The following is a 24,437-nucleotide window of genomic DNA, read 5'->3' as shown; positions in this document are numbered from 1 at the left end:
CCGTGGCCTTCGCACGAACCTATTCGGTTGCCCTGGTGGGCGTCACCGGCTACCTCGTCGAAGTAGAAGCCGATATTTCATCTGCCCTACCCGGCTTCGTGCTGCTCGGTCTGCCCGATAGTTCTTTGAACGAGGCCAAAGACCGGGTACGGTCTGCCGCGAAGAATTCCGGGCTGCCCCTGCCACCCCAGAAACTCACCATTAACCTCACCCCGCCTACCCTTCCCAAGCGAGGCTCGGCATTTGATATGGCCATGTTGGTTGCAGCCCAGCAGGCGGCAGGGCAGCTAGGTTCATCAGGTCGCACGGTCTTCCTGGGCGAAGTCGGTCTCGATGGGAGCGTGCGACAGGTTCCCGGAGTACTGCCTGCCGTCAAAGCTGCCCGTGATGCCGGGCATGAGCGGGTAGTTGTGCCCGAGGGTAACGCCCAAGAAGCAGCCCTCATAGAGGGGGTTGAAGTGACCGGGGTCAGCTGTCTTGCTGAAGTGTTTGAACTTCTGGGCTGTCCCGAACCAGAAAAGCTCAAAAGACCAGTTCTGGTGGGGCGCCAAAGGACCGTTGCGGAGCCCAGCAGCCCGCAGCAGAGCGCTAATATGGCAGATGTTGCCGGGCAGGCCGAGGGGCGCCTAGCCCTTGAAATAGCGGCTGCAGGGGGCCATCACCTGTTGCTGACCGGCCCACCCGGTTCTGGCAAGACCATGCTGGCTGAACGCCTCCCCGGTATTCTTCCTCCGCTCACGCCACAAGAAGCTCTGGATGTCACCGCGGTGCACTCGCTCTGCCGTTCGGGGGAGCCGCTCACCGAACTGATGACCAGACCGCCTTTCGAAGCGCCCCACCATACTGCCAGCGCACCTGCGATTATGGGAGGCGGTGCCGGGCTGCCCAAGCCGGGGTGCATCTCAAAGGCGCACCGGGGCGTCCTTTTTCTCGATGAAGCCCCGGAATTTAAGCGCAGCGTCTTAGATTCTCTGCGCCAGCCCCTCGAAAGCGGCGAAGTCATTATTAGCCGATCAGCTGCTTCAGCCCGGTACCCGGCTAGGTTCCAACTCGTTTTAGCTGCCAACCCCTGCCCCTGCGGCTACAACGTGGGGCGCGGCCTAGACTGCACCTGTACCAGCCGTGAGCGAAGGTCTTACTTCAGCCGGCTATCGGGGCCCCTGCTCGACCGTATTGATCTTCATATCAGTGTTCCTAAAGTAACGGCCGCCGACCTCGCTACAAGCGGCACCAACGAAAGCTCAGAGGAAATCCGTTACCGGGTTAGCCAAGCCCGCCAAGCCCAGGCGGAAAGACTGACCCCGCTGGGCGTGACCACCAACGCTGAGACGAACGGCAAGATTCTGCGAGGCCCTCTCAAGCTTTCAGCTCAACTGACCTCGTCCCTCTCCACAGCCCTGGACCACGGCACCCTCACAGCCCGCGGCTATGACCGAGTGCTGCGGACAGCCTGGACCTTAGCCGATTTAGATGGAGCCACCAGCCCCAGCCGAGACCACCTTGATCTTGCCCTCTACTTCCGCAACCATGCCACTGAAAGCTACCAAACATGACACATCACGACCCCCACCACGATATTCGTAGAGCCCGCACCGAGATCCTGCGCATTACCGACCCCGAGGACGTCGCCACCTACACCCTGCTTCGGCTTGTGGGACCGGTGCGTGCCGCAGACTACCTCACCGGCCGTCAGGAGCTCACCCCGCATCTTTTAGCCCGCCACCTTGAGGAAGCAGGAGCGCACGATGTCTCTGCGGCACCTGCCCTAGCTAGTGCCATCGGCGAACGGACGCAGCGGTGGAAGAACAGACGGGCAGGTATCAGCGTCCAACAGGATACGGCTTTAGCCCGGGCTAGCGGCAGCTGGCTGTGTATACCCGAAGACCCAGACTGGCCACAGGCCTTGAATGACCTCGCAGAAAAAACTCCGGTCGGCCTCTGGGGCAGGGGAGACCGCCAGCTGCTGGCTCAGCTCACCACCGAAAAGAGTTATGCGGTAGTGGGGTCCCGCGATGTCAGCTCCTACGGTAACTCAGCAACCAGCCACCTGGCCGGTGAACTAGCAAACCGGGGCTATACGGTGGTCTCAGGCGGAGCCTTTGGTGTAGATGCCACCGCCCATCGAGCTGCCCTCGCTACGGCGACGTCTTCCCTGCCCACGGTAGCTTTGATGGCGGGAGGTCTTGACCGTCTTTACCCCAAGCCCAATGAACGCCTGCTGCACGAGATTATTGAACGGGGCCTGCTGCTGAGCGAGGTTCCCCTGGGGCAGAACCCCACCCGTTACAGGTTCCTTCAACGTAATCGGCTTATCGCCGCTCTCACCGGGGCCAGCATAGTTATCGAAGCCCGCTGGCGCAGTGGCGCGCTCAACACAGCCCATCATGCTCTGGAACTGGGTCGCCCCGTCTACGCTGTACCCGGCCCTATCTTTTCACCGACCTCAGAAGGCTGCCACCGTCTGATTCGAGACGGTCTAGCCCAACTTGTGACCGATGCCCGGCAGATTCTTGACGACAGAACTTCGGAGATAGCTGCAGAACAAACCAGCCTATTTGCAGCTCCTTCTGCCCACCAGCAGCTCCTGGATTCGCTTACCGAAACTCAAAGACGGGTGTGGGACGTACTGCCCCTCCGCACTCCGGCTACCGTCGAACAGCTCAGTGCTGACCTTGCGCTACCTGCCCGAACCGTCATGATTGCCCTATCTCAACTCAACCGACTCAACCTCGCAGAGCAGGAAGGCATGGGCTGGCGAAAAACCAAACCACCGGCGGAAAGCTCCGGGGGATAGAATGAAGACCTCACCTCAGTCACCGGTAGGAAGGAGCAGTACGGTGCACTCTGCAGACCAGCTACCCACCACCCTCAAAATCGGGGCCTCCACGGTCGACGAAGACCGAGAGTTCGTACGAGCCCTTGAAGCTTTTGAACGCTACCTCACCTACGAGCTCCACCGCTCACCCCAAACAATTCGGGCCTACGTCTCTGATCTCACCGATTTCTTTGCCCACGCTCGCAGGCACGGCACCACCCACCTCTCCCACATCACCCTTGAAGTCATTCGAGACTGGCTAGCCTACCATCACCGCAAACAAGCTGCCCGGAGCTCTATGGCCCGACGGACCTCGTCCTTGCGGACCTTCTTCACCTGGGCGGAGGAAGAAGAACTCATCCAAGCCAACCCGGCACTCAAACTCACTACCCCCAAGAAGAGCAACCACCTGCCCTCGGTACTCAGCGAAACCCAGATGCAGGCCCTCACCACAACCCTCACAGCAGCTCTGGAGCAGACCCCGCGGGACGCCCGACTCCTGCGTCTTCAGGCGGTAGTGGAGCTACTCTACGCCAGCGGGTTGCGCATCTCAGAGCTCACAGGTCTCGACCTAGCAAGCATTGACCGCCACCAGCGAACCCTACGCGTGCTGGGTAAGGGCAATAAAGAGCGGGTTGTGCCCTTCGGAGCCCAGGCTATGCAGGCTCTCAACCGGTGGGTTGTGGCAGGACGCCCGCAGTGGCTTCCCGAGATAGAAGAAGCTAAAAGCGCCCCGGCTCAACACGCCCTCTTCATCGGCCCCCAGGGTAAACGCGCCAACCCCCGGCAGATTCGCCAAGACCTTACCACCCTGCTGGGTACTTTGGGCGATACCGAAGCCACAGGCGCCCACGTCTTCCGCCATACAGCTGCAACCCACATGGTCGATGGGGGAGCAGACATCAGAGCCGTCCAAGAGTTTCTTGGGCACAGTTCTTTAGCAACCACCCAGGTCTACACCCACGTCTCGGTAGACCGCCTTGCCCAGGCCTATAGCAGGGCTCACCCCCGGGCCTAAAGGTAAGGCAGAAGGTATAGGATGGGAAGACCATGTTTTCACCAGCAGAAAAGACCGGCCAGCCCGTCCCCCTTCCATCAGAGACAACCGGCAACCCTACCGGTGGCTTTATCTTTCTGCTGGCTGTCCCCTCAGCCCTCACAAGCCACGTGACCTGGGCTCTTGAAAATCTCACTGCCCACCGGCTGACCCCCACCTGGCAAGCCCAACCCCAGAAACCGGGCTACCACCGTGCAGATATCAGCTGGCAGGGCAACAGCGGGGGAGCAGCCCTCATCGCTTCCACCCTCCGTCACTTCAAGGACAGCTATTTTGAAGTCACCGAGCGCCGCACCGCATCCTCCGATGCCTTACGCATCATGCACACCCCCGAACTCGGCATCTGTACCCTACCGGTAGACCTACAGGGCAACTTCACCGTAACCGAAGACCGCATCCGCTACGCCTTCGAAAAGGCAGCCGGTAATTTCGATGAACTCTACCGGCAGTTCTCTGCGGCCGTTGGCCAGCCCTGGGACGACGAACTTGAGCCCCTGCGTCCTAACGCCTCATCGGCCAGCGCCACCGTCAGGCTCCGGGCCTAAGGCAAGAGCACCCCCGCCCCAGAGCACAGAAAAGGGCCCTTCTGCCCGAACTAGAGTTCGCGTAGAAGGGCCCTCTCTCACAAGCTAGACCAGCACGGTGTTAGTTGCTGACGCTACGGAAAGCCGCTACAGCGTTGTGACCACCAAAGCCGAAGGAGTTCGAGACAGCAACAATCTCACCGGCAGGAAGGTCCCGAGCCTTGGTGACAACATCGAGGTCAATCTCGGGGTCCTTGTTCTCCAGGTTAATGGTGCAGGGAGCCTTACGGTGGTAAACCGCAAGAACAGTCAGTACAGCTTCAAGAGCACCGGCACCGCCGAGCAGGTGACCGGTCATTGACTTGGTTGCAGATACAGCCACCTTGCCGGTGTGCTCCCCGAAGACCTCACGCAAAGCCAGGGACTCGGGGATATCACCCACGGGAGTAGAGGTTGCGTGCGCATTGACGTGCACTACCTGCTCAGGAGAAATACCGCCATCGGTCAGAGCTTCCTGCAGGGCGCGGGTAGCACCCAGAGCATCCGGGTCGGGAGCGGTGATGTGGTGGGCGTCCGCTGAGACGCCGGTGCCAGCCAGCTCCGCGTAGATACGGGCACCGCGGGCCAGCGCATGCTCCTCAGATTCAAGAATTAGCGCAGCGCCGCCCTCACCCATCACAAAACCGTCGCGGTCGGTATCGTAGGGGCGGGAAGCACCAGCAGGGTCATCGTTGCGGGTCGATAGGGCCTGCATCTTTGCAAAGGCGCCAATCGTCATGGGGTGGATTGCAGCCTCAGAACCACCGGCAATCACCACATCGGCCTTACCCGAGCGAATCAGCATCAGGCCGAGCTCGAGAGCTTCGGTCGACGAAGCGCAGGCGGACACCACGGTCTGGGCAGCGCCACGGGCCTTCAGGTTCATCGAGACGGCAGCAGCATTTGAGTTGGGCATCAGCATGGGAACCGTCATGGGCAGCATACGGCGCGGGCCCTTCTCGCGCAGAGTATCCCAGGCATCAAGCAGAGTCCACACACCACCGATACCGGTACCAAAAGCAACCGCGGTCCGCAGCGGATCGCACTCTTCAGCAGCCTCAGCGTCAGGGCCGCTAAAACCGGCGTCCTCCCAGGCCTCGCGCGCCGCAACCAAAGCCAGCTGGCCCGAGGGGTCCAGGCGCTTAGCCTCAACCTTGGTCAGGCGGCCCGACTCAACAGCGTCTACAGCCACACGGCCAGCAATCGAAACCGGCAGGTCGAATTCCTCAACCCAGGGCTCTTCAATAGTGGTGATGCCTGAGACACCTGCAAGCGCATTTTCCCAGGTCGTCGGAACATCCCCACCGATGGGGGTGGTGGCGCCGAGGCCGGTGACCACAACTTTACGAGTCATGCTTGATTCCTTCGAATACAGTCTTGGGTTGGGGTAAAGAATAAAAAGCAGGTTGGGCACGATAAGACCGTGCCCAACCTGATCAACGCGACTTAGGCGTTAGCGATGAAGTTAACAGCGTCGCCGACGGTCTTCAGGTTCTTGACCTCTTCGTCGGGAATGGTAACGCCGAACTTTTCCTCAGCGTTCACAACGATGGTCATCATTGAGATGGAGTCGATGTCCAGGTCTTCGGTGAAGGACTTCTCGAGCTGGACGTCCTCAACCTCTACACCGGTCTCTTCGTTCACGATTTCTGCAAGACCTGCGAGGATTTCGTTCTGATCTGCCATGATGGCTCCTTCGTCTTAGTATGAGTGGCGTGGGGCCACTGATGTAACTCACCGCGCAGGGGCGCGCAGCGGTTGAGGGATAAGCGGGCAGAGCCCACTTTAGCTTCCAAAATTGAGTGTAGCCCCTAGCCCGCACAAAGCTAAGCTGTGACGCCACCTAATTTTTGAAATAAATCTAACATTTTGTCAAAATACGGTGCGGACGCCCGCCCCGACGACCCGGCACAGGGCAGGTTAGGGGAGCACAACAACCTGGGCCGCGTAGGCCAGACCCGCACCGAAACCAATCTGCAGGGCAAACTTGCCAGAGAGGCCGGGGTTGTCCTGGAGCAGCTGGTGGGCAGCTAGCGGAACAGAGGCAGCAGAGGTGTTACCTGCACACTCAATATCGCGGGCCACCACAACGCTCTCGGGCAGCTTCAGGGTTTTCACCATCTGGTCGATAATGCGCATGTTGGCCTGGTGAGTCACCAGCGCCCCCAGGTCATCTGCGGTAATACCGGCAGTATCGAGAGCCTTCTGCGCAACCTTAGCCATCTCCCACACAGCCCAACGGAAGACCGTCTGGCCGTCCTGACGTAGGGTCGGCCAAAGCTTCTCGCCCTCCTGCACCGGGTTAGCCACAAAATCACGGTTGCGGATATCAAGCATGGAATGGGTCATGCCCACAGCGCCCCAGCGCTCGCCGTCCGACCCCCAGATAGTGGGGCCAATACCGGGCTCATCGGAGGCACCTACGACCGCTGCACCAGCACCGTCACCGAGCAAGAAGGAAATGGTGCGTTCGGTGTTGTCGATGAAGTCTGAGAGCTTCTCAACGCCGATGACCAGAACCTTCTGGGCGGTGCCGGAGCGCACCAGGGCGTCCGCCTGGGCAATGCCGTAGCAGAAGCCTGCACAGGCTGCTGAGATATCGTAAGCGGGAGCCTTGGACCCCACAGCTTCAGCTACCAGGGTCGCGAGGGCGGGGGTTGCGTAGGGGTGGGAGATGGTGGCGACGATGACGGCATCCAGCTCTTCACCCTGCACACCTGAGGCGGTCAGGGCGTCCTTAGCAGCCCCCACAGCAAGGTCTGTTACAGAAATCTTTTCTGAGGCACGGTGGCGGGTCTTGATGCCGGTGCGCTGAATGATCCATTCATCTGAGGAGTCAATCGGGCCGGCAATATCGTCGTTGGTGACGATTAGGTCGGGGCGGGCAGCACCGTAGCCCAGAATACGGGAGTAGCGGTTGGGCTCAACCTGCTTGAGAGTAGGCATCGTGAAGTCCTTTCGGGGAAACTTTAGGCCTGAAGAGCCTGGGCTAGGGTTGCAAGGTCATCGGGGGTGTTGATAGCGGACGCCGGTGTGCCGCGCATACCGCGCTTGGCCAGACCCACGAGGGTACCGGCGGGAGCAACCTCAACCAGGCGGGTAACTTCCTGCTCCGCGAGGGTTGCCATGCACAGGTCCCAGCGGACGGGGCGGGTCACCTGGGCAACCAGCGATTCAAGGGCCGCTGCCCCCGAGGCAACGGGCTGGCCGTCGAAGTTCGAGAGCAGCTCAGCAGTCGGTTCTGCGGGGGAGAGACCTGCCGCAAAGTCTGCCAGGGGCCCCTGGGCTGCCGCCATGTAGTCGGTATGGAAGGCACCGGCTACCTTCAGCGGAATCACGCGGGTCTTGGCGGGCGGGTTCTCGGCGAAAGCTGCAAGAGCGTCGAGGGAACCAGCGGCTACAATCTGCCCGCCGCCGTTCGAGTTGGCGGCGGTGAGGTTGGCTTCGGCGATAGCGGCGCGGACGTCGTCCTCAACTCCGCCGAGCACGGCGGCCATGCCGGTGGGGGTAGCGGCAGCTGCCTGGGCCATGCCGTCGGCCCGCACCTTGATAAAACGCATGGCGTCCTCTTCGGTGAGCACACCGGCTAGGGCTGAAGCGGTAATCTCACCCACTGAGTGACCGGCAAAAACAAGCTTCTGGCCCTCTAGGGCCTTCTGGGCTAGGCGACCGGTGACAAGACCAGCTGCCACAATCAGGGGCTGGGCAATAGCGGTGTCCTTGATGGTTTCCTCATCGGCCTCGGTGCCGTAATGAACCAGGTCGAGCTTTACAGCCTCAGAGAGGCGCTCGAGGTGGGGGCGTACCCCATCGAGGTCTAACCAGCTTGAGAGGAACCCGGGCTTCTGCGACCCCTGGCCGGGGCACACCAGTGCTATCACGCGTAACCGCCTTGAAAATAGAGTGTGAGACCTAGAACTTGAAAGTTTCTAGCGCTTTGTTCAAATAACTATCCTACTCCTGTTAGCAGGCCAGCCGGGACGGCACAGCTGTTCAATCTCAAAAGCCAAGAAAACTCACAGCTAAGGGCTTCGGCCCAAGAAAACTAGAGGGTAAGACCGACTAGGCAAAAGACTGCCCAGAACAAAAGCGGCCCCCACGATAATCGTGGGGGCCGCCCTTACACTCAGCGCGAATCTAGGACTCGCTGTGAGCTAGGAACATGTCAGCACAGGGGCTTAGGCGTCGCCACCGGCGGTACCTGAGGTGCCTGCATTGATGTTGTTCAGGTCGTACTTCTCGAAGGCTTTAGCAGGTGCATCAGCGGGGACCTCGCCTCGCTTAGCCAGCATCTGCAGGGTACGGACGACGATGGACTCGGCGTCGATCTTGAAGAAGCGGCGGGCACCGGCGCGGGTGTCTGAGAAGCCGAAGCCGTCTGCACCCAGGGTCGCGAATTCGTTGGGAACGAACTGGCGGATGCCGTCCATCAGGTCGGTCTGGTAGTCAGACACAGCGACGATGGGGCCGGTTGCACCCTCAAGCTGCTGGGCAACGAAGGGGGTGCGGGGGGTGGCGGACGGGTTGGTCAGCAGCTCGCGCTCGGCGGCAAGGCCGTCGCGGCGCAGGTTGGTCCATGAGGTAACTGACCAGACGTCTGCTGAGACACCCCAGTCCTCGGCCAGAATCTGCTGTGCCTTTTCAGCCCAGGGAACTGCAACGCCTGAGGCCAGAAGCTGGGCGCGGGGGCCGTCATTCTTTGCCTCGTGCAGGCGGTAGATACCGCCGAGCAGGCCGTCAACATCGAGGTTCTCGGGTTCAGCGGGGTGCTGAATGGGCTCGTTGTAGACGGTGATGTAGTACATGACGTTGTGGTCTTCGTCCTTGTCACCGTACATGTGTTCGATACCGCGCTTGACGATGTGGCCGATTTCGTAACCGTAGGCAGGGTCGTAGTGGATCACTGCGGGGTTGGTGCCGGCCAGGACCGGTGAGTGGCCGTCTGCGTGCTGCAGGCCTTCACCGGTAAGGGTGGTGCGGCCAGCAGTTGCGCCCATGATGAAGCCGCGAGTCATCTGGTCAGCTGCTGCCCAGAAGGCATCGCCGGTGCGCTGGAAACCGAACATCGAGTAGAAGATGTAGACGGGGATCATGGGTTCGCCGTGGGTGTCGTAGGAGGAACCTACGGCGGTGAAAGCAGCGGTGCCGCCAGCCTCATTGATGCCCACGTGAATAATCTTGCCCTCGGGGGATTCCTTGTAGGCCAGCATGAGTTCACGGTCAACAGCGAGGTAGTTCTGGCCGTTGGGGTTGTAAATCTTGGCGGTGGGGAAGTAGGAGTCCATGCCGAAGGTTCGGGCCTCATCGGGGATGATGGGCACGATACGGTGGCCGAAGTCCTTCTCACGCATGAGATCCTTGAGCAGACGCACGAAGGTCATGGTGGTAGCAGCCATCTGCTTACCGGTGCCCTTGAATGCACCCTTGTAGGCCTTGTCTGAGGGCAGGGTAATCTTGGGCTGAACGTTCTTGCGGGAGGGAACGAAACCGCCCAGTTCCTCACGGCGAGCCATGAGGTACTTGTACTCTTCGGAGTCCTTACCGGGGTGGTAGTAGGGCGGGTTGTAGAGGTCCTTCTCCAGCTCTTCATCGGAGATGGGGATACGCAGGTGGTCGCGGAACTGCTTCAGGTCTTCCATCGACAGCTTCTTCATCTGGTGGGTGGCGTTGCGGGCCTCGAAGGAGGCACCCAGGCCGTAACCCTTAACAGACTGAGCAAGAACGACGGTGGGCTGACCCTTGTGCTCAACAGCTGCCTTGAAGGCTGAGTAAACCTTCTGGTAGTCGTGAGCGCCGCGCTTCATAGCCCAGATTTCGTCGTCGGTCATGTCCGCCACGAGTTCCTTGGTCTCAGGGGTCTGGCCAAAGAAGTGCTCGCGGATGAAGCCGCCGGACTCAGCCTTGTAGGTCTGGTAGTCGCCGTCGCGGGTTTCGTTCATGATGCGGACGAGCTCGCCGGACTTGTCCTTCTCGAGCAGGGAGTCCCATTCACGGCCCCAGAGGACCTTGATGACGTTCCAGCCTGCGCCGCGGAAGAAGGCTTCAAGTTCCTGAACGATCTTGCCGTTACCGCGAACGGGGCCGTCCAGACGCTGCAGGTTGCAGTTGACCACGAAGGTCAGGTTATCGAGCTTGTCGTTGGCAGCCAGCTGCAGGGCGCCGCGTGACTCGGGCTCATCCATTTCGCCGTCACCCAGGAAGGCCCAGACGTGCTGGTCTGAGGTGTCCTTGATGCCGCGGTTGTGCAGGTACTTGTTGAACTGTGCCTGGTGGATGGCGTTCAAGGGGCCAAGGCCCATTGAAACCGTGGGGAACTGCCAGAAATCAGGCAGGTTACGGGGGTGGGGATAGGAGGGCAGGTGGGTGCCCTGCTTGGTCTTTTCCTGGCGGAAGCCGTCGAGCTGCTCTTCGGTGATGCGGCCTTCGAGGAAGGCGCGTGCGTAGTTACCGGGGGATGAGTGGCCCTGGAAGAAAATCTGGTCGCCGCCACCGGGGTGGTTGCGGCCGCGGAAGAAGTGGTTGAAACCTACTTCGTAGAGGGTAGCTACACCCGCGTAGGAGGAAATGTGGCCGCCTACGCCAATGGTAGCCTTCTGGGCGCGCTGAACCATCATGGCAGCGTTCCAGCGCAGCATAGCGCGGTAGCGGCGTTCAATCTGTTCGTCGCCAGGGTATTCGGGTTCCTGATCGACAGGAATGGTGTTGACGTAGTCAGTGGTAGTCACCATGGGTACGGTGATCGACTTCTGGCCAGCGCGCTGCATGAGTGAGCGCACGATGAACTGTGCACGTTCGGTGCCGTGAGCTTCAACCAGGTCGTCGAAAGACTCAATCCACTCGCTGGTCTCTTCGGGATCAATGTCGGTGAAGCTGTTGGTCAGTGCACTCAAAACGTGATCGTTCGTTTCTGAGGGTCCCACTAGTCAACCTCTCTTTGTTGTAGGGGTATGTGTTCACCTGTGGCAGCGTATGTGCCTGGTGAGCCTTGGGTGTATGCCTTGCGCGGCCGGTGGGCAGGCGCTAAGACAACTTCTCTTCTATGTTGTCACAATTTGCCGGTTTTAAGGTCGTGGTTTCAGGGATTTAGGGGTGTGAATTAGCCGTCACTTGCCCCTTCTTTTTCTGTGGGTGAAATTAGGTGACCTGTTTTGGTCGTGTTCTGTTGATTTGGGGCCTTGAAGCGTGTTCAGTAGGAACTATGAGCATGCCTGTGCTCACTCATCAAAGGAGTGGACGCGGGTGCGCAGGGGTCTGCGGAATGGCAAGCCCGTTACTTTCTTTTGATTCTTGGAGGACATACGTGAGCGCCACCGGTGCTACTAAAGAGACTGTTGGTCAGAAGCTAGGACTGCCTGCTGGCAGCCTGATGCAGGAGTTTGGCTACGATGAGGACGTCGACTTCGACTTGCGCGATGCCCTGGAGGATTTTCTGGGTACAGAACTGCTCGATGAAGACGACCAAGAAGTGGTCGACGGTATCTTGCTGTGGTGGCGTGCTGAAGATGGCGATCTGGTCGACGGGCTTATGGATGTGCTGGCAACCCTGGATGAGGGGGGAGTCGTGTGGCTTCTGACTCCAAAGAACGGTCGCGAGGGGCATATCCCGCCGGTGGAGATTCAAGAAGCTGCTCCATTAGCGGGTTTGCATGTGACTACATCTGAGTCTCTGGCGCATGACTGGGCTGCTTCCCGCCTGGTGATGAAGCAAGGGAAATAGGAATGAGGGCCTTCTGTCTCGTGAGACAGGGGCCCTTTTTGGCAGATTTTGGCGCTGGAAGGGGCTGTGTAGAAAAAAGTTAATAATTTTTTTAAAAAAAATATAACCCCATGTCAAGATGGACTTTTCTGATATTTGTCTGTTGAAAACGGTCAGAAAATCGGGTCTTTTTGCGCTTCGGGGGAGTTTTTCGATTTGCGCAGCTGTTTTGACCTGCGTAGAGTATTACATGTCGCCGCGAGAGATAACGCGGAAGAGACAGCAAGGGTCTTTAGCTCAGCTGGTAGAGCGCCACGTTTACACCGTGGATGTCATCGGTTCGATCCCGGTAGGACCCACCGGTAAGCCCCACACTCCGGTGTGGGGCTTTTTGCTGCCCGGTCCCTCTTCTCATGCAAGAAGTCTTTGGAAGGGGAACTGTAGGCGCATATGGGGGCGCACCTCACCCCAGTTCTTCCCTTTCGGTACGCGAATTCTAGGTAAACTATTAATCTCATTCATCGCACCGCACACATTCATTGGAGGAATCCACATGCCGACCTCACGTCGTACCCTGCTACAGGGTACTGCCTGGGCCGCGCCCGCCGTCCTTGCAACTACCGCTATCCCTGCCTACGCTGCGTCCACTCCAACGGTGAACGCTACCGGCTTTGGCGAAGTATTTGAGTTCCAATCTGCAAACAGTACAGACCCTGCCTCCTTTACCGGTACTACTAACCGAGGCGGCCAGGGTGGTTTCGACCTCTATACCACTGATGGAAGCACTGCAAGCGTCAGTATCGCTTCACTGACCTATGTCATTCTGATTCCTAAAAATACTCTTTATAAAATCGACGGCCTGGAGCATAACTACCAGGTATCTGCACGAGAGTGGAGCCCCTTCAGCTCCTATAGCGGATCTACCGTAACTTTAGCTGACGGTACTACGCTCTCATCAGATAACTACCTGATTTACAGCTCTACCCGCACCGTCACCGATTTGAGCGATATTTCAATTGCCGGTAAAGACTCAACTCCGATTGATGGAACTGCAATCTCGACTAATATCGCTGGCCAATTCACAGATGGAGGTAACGCTATGATTCCCAGCGAGATTACTGGCCTCTACACCGGCTACATCGCGACTTACTCAGTCAACGGCGCAGCTAGCACTACCTCGTCTACCGTTGCACCTTCAACTAAGACTTCCTAAGGGCAATTTTTACAACCCACATTAAAGAGGGAAGAGCTCCACGCCGGGCTCTTCCCTTTTTCTGTCCGCTACCAGACCGTACAGTATTCTTTGAGGGATAACTGCCGAGCCAATAATCTCGATACATAAACGCCTACGAGGAGTAGCCCTTTGATGAACAGAAACTTTAAGCCTCGAAACTTTACCGCAGTCTTCTTGTCCGTAACCTGGCTACTCATCTCTATCTTCTTCCTCACTCAAGGAACCATGGTGACCCTATGGTCGATTTTTGCGTGTGTGGCTCTGGTTATCGGGGCTGCGGCAGTGTGGGTGCTCTTCACCGATACCTACGACTCCTAAAAACCCATGACCCCTACTGCTCTCCCATAATGTGAGAGTTTGCTTCATCTCACCCAGCCCTGAAGCATAAATAGAGCAGACCAGCGTAGTCTTAAGACATGACTGAAAACAATACTGCTCGTAAGGCGCAAATTGGTGTAACCGGCCTGGCTGTCATGGGTGCAAACCTGGCCCGCAACCTGGCCCGTAACGGCTACACCGTAGCCCTGCACAATCGTTCCGTTGAAAAAACCGATGCCCTGCTTGAAGCCCACGGCGATGAAGGTGACTTCATCCGCACCGAGACCCTGCAGGAACTGGTCGACTCTCTCGAAGCTCCCCGCCGCATCCTGATTATGGTGAAGGCAGGCGGCCCCGTCGACGCCGTCATTGAACAGCTCGAACCCCTGCTCGATGAAGGCGACGTCATCATCGACGGCGGTAACTCCCACTTCCCCGACACCATCCGCCGCGAGCGTGCGCTGGCCGAAAAGGGTCTGCACTTCGTCGGTATCGGTGTTTCCGGTGGCGAAGAAGGCGCCCTCAACGGCCCCTCCATCATGCCCGGTGGCTCCGCTAAGTCCTATGAATCCCTCGGCCCCCTGCTCGAAAAAATCTCAGCTAAGGCCCCCAACGGCGATCCCTGCTGCGCCTGGATCTCAACCGATGGCGCTGGCCACTTCGTCAAGATGGTCCATAACGGCATTGAGTACGCTGACATGCAGGTCATCGGTGAAGCCTACGACCTGCTCCGCACCGTGGCAGGTCTAGAACCCGCTGCCCAGGCAGAAATCTTCAAGCAGTGGAATACCACCGACCTCAACTCCTACCTCATCGAAATCACCGCTGAGGTTCTGGCTCAGGTCGATGCTAAAACTGGCAAGCCCTTGGTTGACGTTATCGTCGATGAGGCTGGCCAGAAGGGCACCGGCCGCTGGACTGTCCAGGCAGCCCTTGACCTAGGCGCCCCTGTTTCCGGCATTGCTGAGTCAGTCTTCGCCCGCGCCCTGTCTTCCAGCAACTCTGATGCCCGCAAGCAGGCCCAGGAAGAGCTACCCGCAGGCCTGATCGCAACCACCGCCGTTGCTAACGGCGACGAAGAATTTATTGAGGACGTCCGCAAGGCCCTGTTTGCCTCCAAGCTGGTTTCCTACGCCCAGGGTCTCGACATGCTGGCTAAGGCTGGTGACGAGTACGGCTGGGACCTCAAGCTCGACGTCATCGCAGGTCTCTGGCGTGCAGGGTGCATCATCCGTGCAGAACTGCTGGGCGAAATTATGAACGCCTACAAGGACGAGACCCCCGCCAACATGCTGCTGGCTCCCGGCTTCAAGAAGCTCATGGAAGAACTCGTTCCTTCCTGGCGTCGCGTGGTTGCTAAGGCAACCGCCGAGGGCGTGCCCGTCCCCGTCTTTGCGTCCTCCCTGAGCTACTACGACGGCCTGCGCCGCAAGCGCCTGCCCGCTGCCCTGATTCAGGGCCAGCGTGACTTCTTCGGTGCTCACACCTACGGCCGTATCGATTCCGAGGGCATGTGGCACACCGAGTGGAGCGGCGACCGCAGCGAAATCAACGCTGAGGACTCCCACACCCACTAGGCCCTACGCCTAACCTCGATATTCTCTGTGCCCTGACGCTTCATCGCTCAGGGCACAGATTTATATCGCATCAAAGAGATGAAGGAATGAGATGTCGTTACGTTCAAAGATGAAGAAAGTACTCATCGGAGATCAGGGGAATAAACTTACTACATTCGGTTATGGCCTGGTAGTAGGCGCTATCGTAAAGTATTACAGTCTCACTGCCCGCTACACTCTTCGTAAAGAGACTCCCATCAGCTCGGATTTTAACGAGAACGTGACCTTTGCGGTAAAGACTTTCTTACGCCCTAAAACCATGAACCGTTGCCTTTCCGGCATTCGACAGACAACGTTTACCGGGCGCGTAGTTGTAGCTGATGATTCTGAAAAGCACTGGTCAACTAGGGACCCCGCGGTTCAGGTCGTAGAGCTACCCTTTAACGTGGGCATCTCACGAGGCCGAAATGCTGCCCTAGAGCAGGTAAATACGAAGTATGTTCTATTTACCGATGACGATACTGTCCATACTCGTGCGAGCAACTGGCAGAAAGCCTATGAGTATTTAGAAGCCCACCCTGATGTGGATGCAGTAGCCTGTACCCTGATTGAGGTTCCCACCTTCCGCACCCATATTTACGGTTCAAAAGCGGATACCCTGTACGCTAAATCAGCTGACCCCGCATACGAACCCGGGCAGCTGGTTCACGGGCTTCCTTTCCGGCTAATGACCTCCAATGACTTCTTAGCACGCACTGAGTCAATTCGTTCTATTGGGGGCTGGGACGACGAGCTTAGGCTAAACGAACACAGAGATTTTTTCTCTCGTGCCAGCGGAAAGCTCGTATTCGTTCAGGACCCCGAAGTCTTTGCCTTCCACGCCCGCACCCCCTGGAATAAGAAATACCAGAAGTATCGTCACGATAACGTCGTATCTCGAAGTTTAATCACCCAAAAATGGGGAGAATAAAAAACCCCAGCCTGTATGGCTGGGATTTTTTATTAGATCCACATGGTTGGGTCGACGTACTCGACGGCGTCGACCAGGGGTTTTTTGTTTTCGGGAGTGCGCGGACGCGAGCGGGCAGGAATACCGGTAATGATGGAGTCCTCGGGGTGGTCGTGTACGACCACCGAGTTACCGCCGATAGCCGAGTCAGCACCGATGAGAACCGGGCCTAACACCTTGGCACCGGCGCCGATAGTCACACGGTCGCCGATAGTGGGGTGGCGCTTCCCCTTCTCCAGAGAACGTCCGCCCAGAGTCACCCCGTGGTAAATCATGACATCGTCACCGATTTCGGTGGTTTCACCAATCACCACCCCCATGCCGTGGTCGATGAAGAAGCGGCGGCCAATGGTGGCACCGGGGTGAATCTCAACCCCCGTCATGAAGCGGGCAAACTGGCTGAGGGTGCGGGCTAGTGTGCGGGTAGAGTCCTTCTGCCACAGTTTATGGGCCAGCCTGTGAGCCCAGATGGCGTGCATGCCCGAGTAGTTAATCATGATTTCCACATCACCGCGGGCTGCGGGGTCGTGTGCTTTGACGGTGTCTAAGTCTTCACGCAGGCGCGCTCGGAAACTCATGCTTCTCCTCAAAATCTAGGCAGGGGAGCGCAGCGGGCGCTCTTGCTGAACTCTACAACAGTCACGGCTAGAACGATATTCCGTCTCACCCAAAATATTTACGTCAAGCCGGGGCAGGCGTCCGCGCGGGCCACCAGACGTAGACACACGGGCACCCCGCTGCCAAGCAGCGGGGTGCCCGAGATTATCACGGAGCTAAATGTTTAGCCGCGGATATCTTCGTAGAGCAGGGTGGAGATGTAGCGCTCACCGAAGTCGGGAACAACAGCGACAATCAGCTTGCCGGCGTTCTCGCTCTTCTTAGCCTCTTCCAGGGCGGCCCAAACGGCTGCACCGGAGGAGATACCGCCCAGGATACCCTCTTCGGTGCCCAGCTTGCGGGCGGTAGCAACGGCGTCGTCGATAGCAACGTCGGTGACGGCGTCGTAGATGTCGCGGTTGAGGGTATCGGGTACGAAGTTAGCGCCCAGGCCCTGGATCTTGTGGGGGCCAGCCTTACCCTCGGTCAGCAGGGGGGAGTCCTTGGGCTCAACAGCAACGACCTTGATGTCAGGGTTCTTCTCTTTGAGGAACTTACCGGTGCCTGAGACGGTGCCACCGGTGCCAACACCTGCAACGAAGATGTCAACCTTGCCCTCGGTTGCCTCCCAGACCTCGGGGCCGGTGGTCTTGTAGTGGATCTCGGGGTTAGCCTCATTGGAGAACTGAGAAGCCAGAATAGCGTTCTCGGTGGAGGCTACGATTTCCTTGGCCTTTTCAACAGCACCGCGCATACCCTCAGAACCGGGGGTCAGCACGATTTCAGCACCGTAGGCGCGCAGCATGACGCGACGCTCGTTGCTCATGGTTTCGGGCATGGTCAGAATGACCTTGTAGCCGCGGGCAGCGCCCACCATAGCCAGGGCGATACCGGTGTTGCCTGAGGTACCTTCAACGATGGTGCCGCCGGGCTTGAGGGCGCCGGACTTCTCAGCGGCGTCGATGATAGCTACACCGATGCGGTCCTTGACGGAGTTGGCGGGGTTGTAGAATTCCAGCTTGACTGCGACGTTGCCGGGCAGATCAGCATCCAGGCGGTTGAGGCGGACGATGGGAGTGCGGCCGACAACTTCGGTGATATTGTTGTACATCTTTGACACGAGTGTACCTTTCAGGTGGAAGCGATGAATGGTTCGCCCTCTAGTTTACGAAACAAAGGGGGAGGGCTTAACTTCTAAGAAACCTGGCGTAATGTTGCCTAGCCTTAGCCAGCTTGGGATTGATGACGGCCATGCAGTACCCCTGGTAGGGGTTAAGGGCGTAGTAGTTCTGGTGGTAGTCCTCAGCCTCATAGAAGGTGCCCAGGGGTTCCACCACCGTCACGATGGGCTGGTCCCACAGCTGAGAGGCCCTCTGAATGGCTGCCTCGAAGAGGGCCTTCTGCTCCTCGTTCTCGTAGTAGAGGGCCGAGCGGTACTGGGGGCCGGCGTCCGCCCCCTGCCTGTCCCAGCTGGTGGGGTCGTGCGAGGTGAAGAAGATATCGAGCACGGTTTCGGCGGGAATGACGGTCTCGTCAAACTCCACCTTGACGACCTCGACGTGGCCTGTGGTACCCGAACAGACTTCGCGGTAGGTGGGGTTCTCAACGTGCCCACCGGTGTAGCCGCTGATACTGGCGGTAATTCCTTCAAACTGACGATATACGGCGTCGATGCACCAGAAGCATCCGCCGCCTACAACAAAACTTTGCATACTTCGGGTAACCGTAGGCTCCCCTGTCTTATTCCCGCCCCGGCGCTCATGACACAATAGGGGCATGACTGAACTTTCAACTCCCACCCTGAACGATGTAACCCGGGCCTTCCACGATATTTTCCCGCCCACTCTTGCCGAGAAGTGGGACGCTGCTGGTCTGGTGGTCGGGCGCGCTGATGCCCCCGTCACCACCGTTGGTTTCGCGGTGGACGCCACTGTGGCAACTGCCCGCGAGGCTGCAGAAAAAGGCGCGGGCCTGCTCATTACTCACCACCCCCTGCTGCTGCGCGGGGCGTCCTTCCTGCCCGATACCGACTACAAGGGCGAAATCGTGCACACCCTCATTGAGGCTGGCTGCGGCCTGCTGGGCGCCCACACCAACGTGGACTCGGCCCCGCACGGCACCAACGAGGTCTTCATGAGCAAGCTGGGCATCACCGATACCGAGATCCTGGCCGAGGAAGAGACCGTACAGATTGAGGGGGCGGACGTTCGCGTCGGCATCGGGCGCGTTGGCAGTCTGCCTGCCCCCGTCAGCCTCAAGGAACTGGCTGAAAAAATTGCTGACTTTCTGCCGGCAACCGCCGGCGGTCTACGCATCGCAGGCCGGCCCGACCAGAGCGTCCAAAAAATTGCCCTCTGCACCGGGGCAGGCGATTCCCTCTTTGGCGATGCCCGCGCATCGGGTGCGGACGTCTACATCACCGCCGACCTGCGCCACCACCCGGCCTCAGAAGCCCGCGAGCAGGCCCTCATCAGCGGCGGCACCCCGGCCCTGATCGACTGCTCCCACTACGCCAGCGAATGGCTCTGGATGGACGGGGCAGCCCGGCTCCTTACCGAAAAACTGGAGGAGCGAGGCTTCACTATCGATACCTACGTCTCGACCCTCAACACCGACCCCTGGGACTTCACCGTCTCCACCGGGCAGGTAGCAGGCTCAGCCTCCACCCGCTAGGAGCCCTACTCCCTCACCAGAAGAGTCAGGGTACCCGGCTTCTTCTCGGTGGGGGAGAGCAACTCCACCTCAAAACCGGGGGCAAGCGCCTCAGCCAATTCACCGGCGTCCTCAATCTCAGTCAGATTCTCCTGCACCAGATAGCGGCCCAGCAGGCCCCGGTAATGCTTAGCCATATGCGAGACCACCTTGCGGCTCCCGTCAGCCGCCACCCTCTCCACCCGAACCAGCAGATGGCGCTGCGGGGCAGGCGTCCACGCCTTCGCATAAGCAGCAGAGCGGCCATCCACCACCAGCTGATCCCCGGCCAACTCATCTAGGGGGCGTTTGAGCTCGCCCTTCCAAAACTTAGCCAGATCCCCAATCTCACCCAGCTTCGTGCCCATCGACAGCCGGTAGGCCGGAATCATATCGGTAAGACCCACCGCACCCCAGGCCGCAGATATCACCACAACAGCCCTATCAGCCCGCGCCCGCGCGTCCGCCCCCAAAGAACCGTACCCAAAAGCCTCAAACAAAACGCCCGAATACACCTCGGACGCAGGCGCCGCCGGCTCCAACCACAACCGAGTATTCCGCTCAACCTCAGCCAGCAAGGACGGGCCCACCTTCAACAGCTGCCCAGCATCGGGCAAACCGCTCACCCGCACCAACTCATCCACCACAGCCTCACGAGCCCCCGTCAACTCAGGAGCCAACAACTCACCCAACTCAACCCCGGAACCAGATGTGGCAGGAGTCTTACCCTCAGACGGCGGAAACAAAATCAACATACCCACCAGTGTAGTAAAGTAGAACCCCAGAACGGGACGCCCAGGCAATCGCGCAGCGCACAAACGCTTCGAGGAAAGTCCGGGCTCCACAGCACAGGGTGGTCGATAACGTCGACTCAGGGTAACCTGCAGGCCAGTGCCACAGAAAACAAACCGCCCCACCACGGGGTAAGGGTGAAAAGGTGAGGTAAAAGCTCACCAGTACCGCAGGCGACTGCGGTAGCTCGGTAAACCCCACCCGGAGCAAGGCCAAACAGGGCGCGCTAGTAACCAGTGCGGTGAAGCGCCCGGGTAGGCTGCTTGAACCCGCCGGCAACGACGGGTCTAGATGGATGATTGCCGCCTACCCTCGGGTAGGTACAGAACCCGGCTTATCGGGCGTCCCGTTCTTTTAGTTTTATGCGGCGCACGCCGGGTTCTGCGGTTCGCTGGCGCTCACCGATTCAGCGCATTTTTTGATTCCTCGCTCGGAAAAATGCGCTTCATCCCAGGCTTATCGGGCGTCCCGTTCTTTACTCCCCGTGACCAAAGGGGTCGGGGTCTACGCCCGGCATCCAGGTGTTACCTTCGGCAGTCCAGCCCTCAGCTTTAACAACTTTCTTGTACTTCTTGGTGTACTTGGCGTTCAGTCGATTCACGTAGAGCTTGCCATCCAAGTGGTCAGTCTCATGCTGCATGACGCGGGCAAACCATCCGGTCGCCTCAAACTTCAGCGGGTTACCCTCACCATCGAACCCGTTGACCGTGACCCAGTCAGCGCGCTTGAGCGGGAAAGAATAACCGGGGAAGGACAGGCAGCCCTCAACCTCATCGTAGGGATCAGGATCAGCCGTCGAAATCTTACCCAGAGTCAGCACGGGGTTAACCACCACGCCCAGCGGGGGTACACCGTCCTCATTCTCAAACTTGTAGGTGAACAGGCGCAGGCCCACACCCACCTGGGGGGCAGCCAGGCCCACACCGTTCGAGACCTCCTGGGTCTCGTACATATCGTCGATCAGCTTGCGCAGCTCATCATCAAAGGACGTCACCGGGGCAGCCGGGCGGTGCAAAACCGGGTTACCGTGAATAACAATGGGCAAAACAGTCATGACATAACCTCTCACACGGGGTAAACAAAAAGGGCCGCTACGATAAAAACCGTAGCGACCCTTCTACTCGGGGTGATCGACGGGGGTTGAACCCGCGACCTCCTGGACCACAACCAGGCGCTCTGCCAACTGAGCTACGACCACCATGTTTGCAAAAACTACCGTTTCTTTCACCGGCTTGTTTTGGCAACGGATACTAGCTTACACACAGTTTTGATTCCCCGCAAATCGAAAATGAGGTTATATGGGGTGACTGTGCTCACGGACTTTTGGGGCTGGGGGTCGGGCGGACGCGGCCAGGCAACGGGCAGCGTCCGCACCGCCTGAACCCCTACGCAGGATTAACCTGCTGGCGGGTTGCCGCAACCTCCTGGGCAACCTTCTGGGCGGTTGCGCTATCGGGCCCGGGGGAGGGAACAAAGACCGTTCCGCGGTAGTAACGCAGCTCGTCAATGGAATCCTGGATATCGCCCAGTGCCCGGTGGTTACCGGTCTTAGCCGGAGCGTTATAGGTAGCCTTCTCGAACCAGCGGCGGGAAAGCTCCTTGATAGTAGATACATCAATCACGCGGTAGTGCAGGTAGTCCACGAGCTCAGGCATATCTCGCACCAAAAAAGTCTTATCGGTGCCCACAGAATTACCACCCAGTACAGCCTTGCGCGGCTCGGGAACCCACTGCTTCACATAATCCAGCACCAGCTGCTGGGCCTCAGCCATGGTAATGCCCTGATCCAGGTCGTCCAGCAGACCAGAGACCGTGTGCATGTTGCGCACAAAATCATCCATCTGCTCAAGGGTCTCGGGCTCGGGCTTAATGACGACATCCACGCCGTCACCCAAAATATTGAGATCCCCGTCAGTCACCAGCGCGGCGACCTCAATCAGGGCGTCCTTCTCTAGAGAGAGGCCGGTCATCTCACAATCAATCCATACAATACGTTCATTTGAAATAGACACAGAACCAATCTACCCCTTTAGGGGCCTAACCCACAGCAGATTTTCATAGAGCAGAAGGTCTAAGACCTGCCTGTGCCACTCAGCCGGCGGGTAAAATCAGGTGTACTCATTTGCTCGGCCAGGAGGACCATGAGCCCCAGAACAGCGCAAACCCATACCGCCAGCATCCCGGTGCACCGGTATAACCCCAAGACAGCTCACTATGTTTCGGGTAGCCCCCTGCGAACCCTCATCTTTGGAACCATCGGTTCTCTGCTGGTGATGTTTGCATCCTTTGGGGTGGGGTGGCTCGCAGACGCCTCACCTTTCCGCCGCGTGGACTGGATTATCCCGCTGCGCTACACAGCACCCGGGTTAATTACCTGTATTGCCCTGCTCGTTGTGGGGTCGATGATGCTCTGCCGTGAATGGCTACGCATGGTGCAGAAGCTGCTCGTTTGGGATCAGCGTGCAAAACGCTGGGCAACCGCAGCGATTATCTGCTGGATGCTTCCCCAGCTTTTTGCTTTCCCCCTCTATAGCCGTGACGTCTTCTCCTACTTTGCTCAGGGACGCGTCATGGCCTCAGGGCTTAACCCCTATGATTACGGGGTTTCTTCTGTCAATAACTTCTTCCAGTACGGTGCTGACCAGATGTGGTCTGAGTCGGCTCCGCCCTACGGCCCCATCTTCCTGTACATTGAAAAATGGGTAGCCCAAATCGCCGGTGACTCCGTAGATACCGCCCTCTACCTCTTTAGGCTGGTTGCTCTTATCGGGGTGGGGCTTATTGCCTACTACGTGCCCAAGCTAGCGAAGCTCCACGGCATCAATGGCATACGCGCTAACTGGCTAGTGCTGGCCAACCCCCTCTTTATCGCCGCCTTCATCACCTCTTCCCATAATGATGCCCTGATGACCGGCCTGGTGCTGGCAGGTGTATACCACGCGGCAGCCCGGCGCGATACGATGGGCGGCCTACTGGGAATTACCCTGGTGACCGCAGCCGTAGCTGTCAAGCCCATTGCCCTGGTCGCCCTACCTTTTATCGGGCTGTTCTGGGCCGGTAGGGGAGCCAGCTGGCCCCGCCGCTTTATTTTCTGGGCTATGACACTGGCTATCTCCATGGCGGAGCTCTGGGTGCTCGGAGCTGTAACCGACCTGGGCTTTGGATGGATTGGAGCCCTAGCTACCACCGGCGGCCAGTACATCTGGTTCACCCCCATTGGCTTCCTGGGGCTACAAATCAACCAAATCCTGGTGTCTATCACCGGTGATAATGCCCTGGCGAATTCGGTGCGCGATACCTTCTTCTCTCTGGGGAAACTAGCCGGCATGCTGCTGGCCGTAGTCGTCATGTTTGTGGGAAAGGACGAAAACCTCATCCGCCGCACCGGCCTGGCCCTAGCTATGGTTGTGGTTTTTTCACCCATGTTGCAGTCTTGGTATCTGCTCTGGTTCATCCCGCTGTTTGTGGTGGCAGGTGTGCGTACCGACTGGCAGCTAGATTTCTATTTCCTGACAACCCTGTTCTTTGTCATGTACGGGGTCTCAGATCAGCTTGCCGTCTCGCCCTATCTCGATAACTTTGATCAGAACATGGGCCGCCTCATTGCGGCTGTGCTCAGCGTGGCCTATGCCTTCTGGCTGGTCTTCTTCGACCCGGCAACCCGCCGAGTACTCCGCCGCGGCCAGCGCTCGTCCCTCTACGAGGTGAGTATATAGCCTCCAGATGAGAGCGGGAGCCTTCTAATCTCTTGGTCGGGGGTTCGACTCCCTCCCGGAGCTGATATGACTTTTAGCCGAGGAATCGATAATATAAACAGCGGCTAGCCTCAGTAGCTCAGTGGATAGAGCAGGAGCCTTCTAATCTCTTGGTCGGGGGTTCGACTCCCTCCTGGGGCGCGCAACATATCCCTCACTTGGTAAAACAAGTGGGGGGTATTTTTTATTATCAAATGTGGTTTTCGCACAGGAAAATCAAATACTTTCGGGTTAAGGGTCAAAATGTGTGTCTGGCTCGGCGTGTCGCGGGGGTTAGATTTGGCCTTTTTGAATGCCGATTGAGTGGGTGTAGTCGGTGTCGATAGCGTTGTCGTAGAGGGCTGGGCGTCCTGT

Annotated in this window: 22 protein-coding genes, 3 tRNA genes and 1 other RNA gene; 14 read left to right on the top strand and 12 right to left on the bottom strand. The window is 58.6% G+C overall.

The annotated features are described in order from the left end of the window. Positions 1-2 precede the first annotated feature (2 nt). The 4 genes from L6758_RS03010 to L6758_RS02995 are packed head-to-tail and all read left to right on the top strand — an operon-like array spanning position 3 to position 4,417. Complete coding sequence (locus L6758_RS03010; protein ID WP_237205796.1) at positions 3-1,553, top strand: YifB family Mg chelatase-like AAA ATPase; 1,551 nt, start codon at positions 3-5, stop codon at positions 1,551-1,553. Continuing rightward, the gene (gene dprA, locus L6758_RS03005) at positions 1,550-2,794 is read left to right on the top strand and encodes a DNA-processing protein DprA (RefSeq protein WP_237205795.1); all 1,245 of its coding nucleotides are present in this window, start codon (positions 1,550-1,552) and stop codon (positions 2,792-2,794) included. Before L6758_RS03010 ends, dprA begins: the two co-directional genes overlap by 4 nt. Positions 2,795-2,837: 43 nt before the next feature. Further along, entirely contained in the window at positions 2,838-3,833 is a 996-nt protein-coding gene (locus L6758_RS03000; protein WP_237194108.1) for a tyrosine recombinase XerC, read from the top strand. A 32-nt stretch (positions 3,834-3,865) separates the two neighbouring features. Further along, complete coding sequence (locus tag L6758_RS02995; RefSeq protein ID WP_237205794.1) at positions 3,866-4,417, top strand: DUF3145 family protein; 552 nt, start codon at positions 3,866-3,868, stop codon at positions 4,415-4,417. A gap of 100 nt (positions 4,418-4,517) precedes the next feature. On the opposite strand, the gene fabF is transcribed toward L6758_RS02995, so the two are convergent. The 5 genes from fabF to aceE form a co-directional block, all read right to left on the bottom strand. After that, positions 4,518-5,789 carry a beta-ketoacyl-ACP synthase II gene (gene fabF, locus L6758_RS02990; RefSeq protein WP_237205793.1) on the bottom strand — a complete coding sequence of 424 codons (1,272 nt, stop codon included), beginning with the start codon at positions 5,787-5,789 and terminating at the stop codon, positions 4,518-4,520. Positions 5,790-5,881: 92 nt separating this feature from the next. Then, complete coding sequence (locus tag L6758_RS02985) at positions 5,882-6,121, bottom strand: acyl carrier protein (RefSeq protein ID WP_185174557.1); 240 nt, start codon at positions 6,119-6,121, stop codon at positions 5,882-5,884. Positions 6,122-6,355: 234 nt separating this feature from the next. Then, positions 6,356-7,381, bottom strand: coding sequence for a beta-ketoacyl-ACP synthase III (locus L6758_RS02980; RefSeq protein WP_237205792.1), 1,026 nt, complete (start codon positions 7,379-7,381; stop codon positions 6,356-6,358). Positions 7,382-7,404: 23 nt separating this feature from the next. Next, positions 7,405-8,316, bottom strand: coding sequence for an ACP S-malonyltransferase (locus tag L6758_RS02975; RefSeq protein ID WP_237205791.1), 912 nt, complete (start codon positions 8,314-8,316; stop codon positions 7,405-7,407). A 297-nt stretch (positions 8,317-8,613) separates the two neighbouring features. Continuing rightward, positions 8,614-11,355 (bottom strand): pyruvate dehydrogenase (acetyl-transferring), homodimeric type, encoded by a 2,742-nt coding sequence (aceE, locus tag L6758_RS02970; RefSeq protein ID WP_237194098.1) that lies wholly within the window; start codon positions 11,353-11,355, stop codon positions 8,614-8,616. A gap of 380 nt (positions 11,356-11,735) precedes the next feature. On the opposite strand from aceE, the gene L6758_RS02965 reads away from it, so the two are divergent. The 6 genes from L6758_RS02965 to L6758_RS02940 all read left to right on the top strand — a co-directional run bounded on the left by L6758_RS02965 (position 11,736) and on the right by L6758_RS02940 (position 16,209). After that, a complete protein-coding gene (locus L6758_RS02965; protein WP_237194096.1) occupies positions 11,736-12,152 on the top strand; it encodes a DUF3052 domain-containing protein in 417 nt (138 codons plus the stop codon). 265 nt (positions 12,153-12,417) lie between these two features. After that, positions 12,418-12,490: transfer RNA gene (locus tag L6758_RS02960), tRNA-Val, on the top strand. Between the two features lie 194 nt (positions 12,491-12,684). Beyond that, positions 12,685-13,344: a hypothetical protein gene (locus L6758_RS02955; RefSeq protein WP_237194094.1), complete on the top strand. Its 660-nt coding sequence runs from the start codon at positions 12,685-12,687 to the stop codon at positions 13,342-13,344. A gap of 153 nt (positions 13,345-13,497) precedes the next feature. Further along, positions 13,498-13,683 carry a hypothetical protein gene (locus L6758_RS02950; RefSeq protein ID WP_237194092.1) on the top strand — a complete coding sequence of 62 codons (186 nt, stop codon included), beginning with the start codon at positions 13,498-13,500 and terminating at the stop codon, positions 13,681-13,683. 98 nt (positions 13,684-13,781) lie between these two features. Continuing rightward, positions 13,782-15,260, top strand: coding sequence for an NADP-dependent phosphogluconate dehydrogenase (gndA, locus tag L6758_RS02945; protein WP_237205789.1), 1,479 nt, complete (start codon positions 13,782-13,784; stop codon positions 15,258-15,260). A 91-nt stretch (positions 15,261-15,351) separates the two neighbouring features. Next, on the top strand, positions 15,352-16,209 hold the full coding sequence (locus L6758_RS02940) for a glycosyltransferase family 2 protein (RefSeq protein ID WP_237199701.1): 858 nt from the start codon (positions 15,352-15,354) through the stop codon (positions 16,207-16,209). Between the two features lie 32 nt (positions 16,210-16,241). On the opposite strand, the gene epsC is transcribed toward L6758_RS02940, so the two are convergent. The 3 genes from epsC to msrA all read right to left on the bottom strand — a co-directional run bounded on the left by epsC (position 16,242) and on the right by msrA (position 18,557). Continuing rightward, positions 16,242-16,826, bottom strand: coding sequence for a serine O-acetyltransferase EpsC (epsC, locus tag L6758_RS02935; protein ID WP_185174564.1), 585 nt, complete (start codon positions 16,824-16,826; stop codon positions 16,242-16,244). 203 nt (positions 16,827-17,029) lie between these two features. Further along, the gene (gene cysK / locus L6758_RS02930; RefSeq protein WP_237205820.1) at positions 17,030-17,956 is read right to left on the bottom strand and encodes a cysteine synthase A; all 927 of its coding nucleotides are present in this window, start codon (positions 17,954-17,956) and stop codon (positions 17,030-17,032) included. Between the two features lie 76 nt (positions 17,957-18,032). After that, the gene (msrA, locus tag L6758_RS02925; RefSeq protein ID WP_237205788.1) at positions 18,033-18,557 is read right to left on the bottom strand and encodes a peptide-methionine (S)-S-oxide reductase MsrA; all 525 of its coding nucleotides are present in this window, start codon (positions 18,555-18,557) and stop codon (positions 18,033-18,035) included. Positions 18,558-18,621: 64 nt separating this feature from the next. Between msrA and L6758_RS02920 the strand changes: the two genes are divergently transcribed. Continuing rightward, positions 18,622-19,518, top strand: coding sequence for a Nif3-like dinuclear metal center hexameric protein (locus tag L6758_RS02920; RefSeq protein WP_237205787.1), 897 nt, complete (start codon positions 18,622-18,624; stop codon positions 19,516-19,518). Between the two features lie 5 nt (positions 19,519-19,523). Here L6758_RS02920 and L6758_RS02915 read toward each other — a convergent pair whose 3' ends face one another. Continuing rightward, positions 19,524-20,291 carry a YaaA family protein gene (locus L6758_RS02915; RefSeq protein WP_237205786.1) on the bottom strand — a complete coding sequence of 256 codons (768 nt, stop codon included), beginning with the start codon at positions 20,289-20,291 and terminating at the stop codon, positions 19,524-19,526. A gap of 32 nt (positions 20,292-20,323) precedes the next feature. On the opposite strand from L6758_RS02915, the gene rnpB reads away from it, so the two are divergent. Next, positions 20,324-20,681: RNase P RNA component class A (gene rnpB / locus L6758_RS02910), an RNA gene on the top strand. 122 nt (positions 20,682-20,803) lie between these two features. Here rnpB and def read toward each other — a convergent pair. From def to orn, 3 genes are all read right to left on the bottom strand, one after another. Next, entirely contained in the window at positions 20,804-21,382 is a 579-nt protein-coding gene (def, locus tag L6758_RS02905; protein WP_237194068.1) for a peptide deformylase, read from the bottom strand. Positions 21,383-21,453: 71 nt separating this feature from the next. Further along, positions 21,454-21,526, bottom strand: a tRNA-His gene (locus L6758_RS02900). Positions 21,527-21,713: 187 nt separating this feature from the next. After that, positions 21,714-22,340: an oligoribonuclease gene (gene orn / locus L6758_RS02895; RefSeq protein WP_237205785.1), complete on the bottom strand. Its 627-nt coding sequence runs from the start codon at positions 22,338-22,340 to the stop codon at positions 21,714-21,716. A gap of 129 nt (positions 22,341-22,469) precedes the next feature. Here orn and mptB point away from each other — a divergent pair, with 129 nt between their 5' ends. Continuing rightward, the gene (mptB, locus tag L6758_RS02890; RefSeq protein ID WP_237205784.1) at positions 22,470-24,044 is read left to right on the top strand and encodes a polyprenol phosphomannose-dependent alpha 1,6 mannosyltransferase MptB; all 1,575 of its coding nucleotides are present in this window, start codon (positions 22,470-22,472) and stop codon (positions 24,042-24,044) included. 107 nt (positions 24,045-24,151) lie between these two features. Beyond that, a tRNA-Arg gene (locus tag L6758_RS02885) sits at positions 24,152-24,224 on the top strand. The last annotated feature ends 213 nt before the right edge of the window (positions 24,225-24,437 follow it).

This window comes from Rothia nasimurium (assembly GCF_928382285.1).
Lineage (GTDB): Bacteria > Actinomycetota > Actinomycetes > Actinomycetales > Micrococcaceae > Rothia > Rothia nasimurium_E.
Note: the sequence above shows the minus strand (reverse complement) of the source record. Positions and strands in the feature narration are given on the sequence as shown.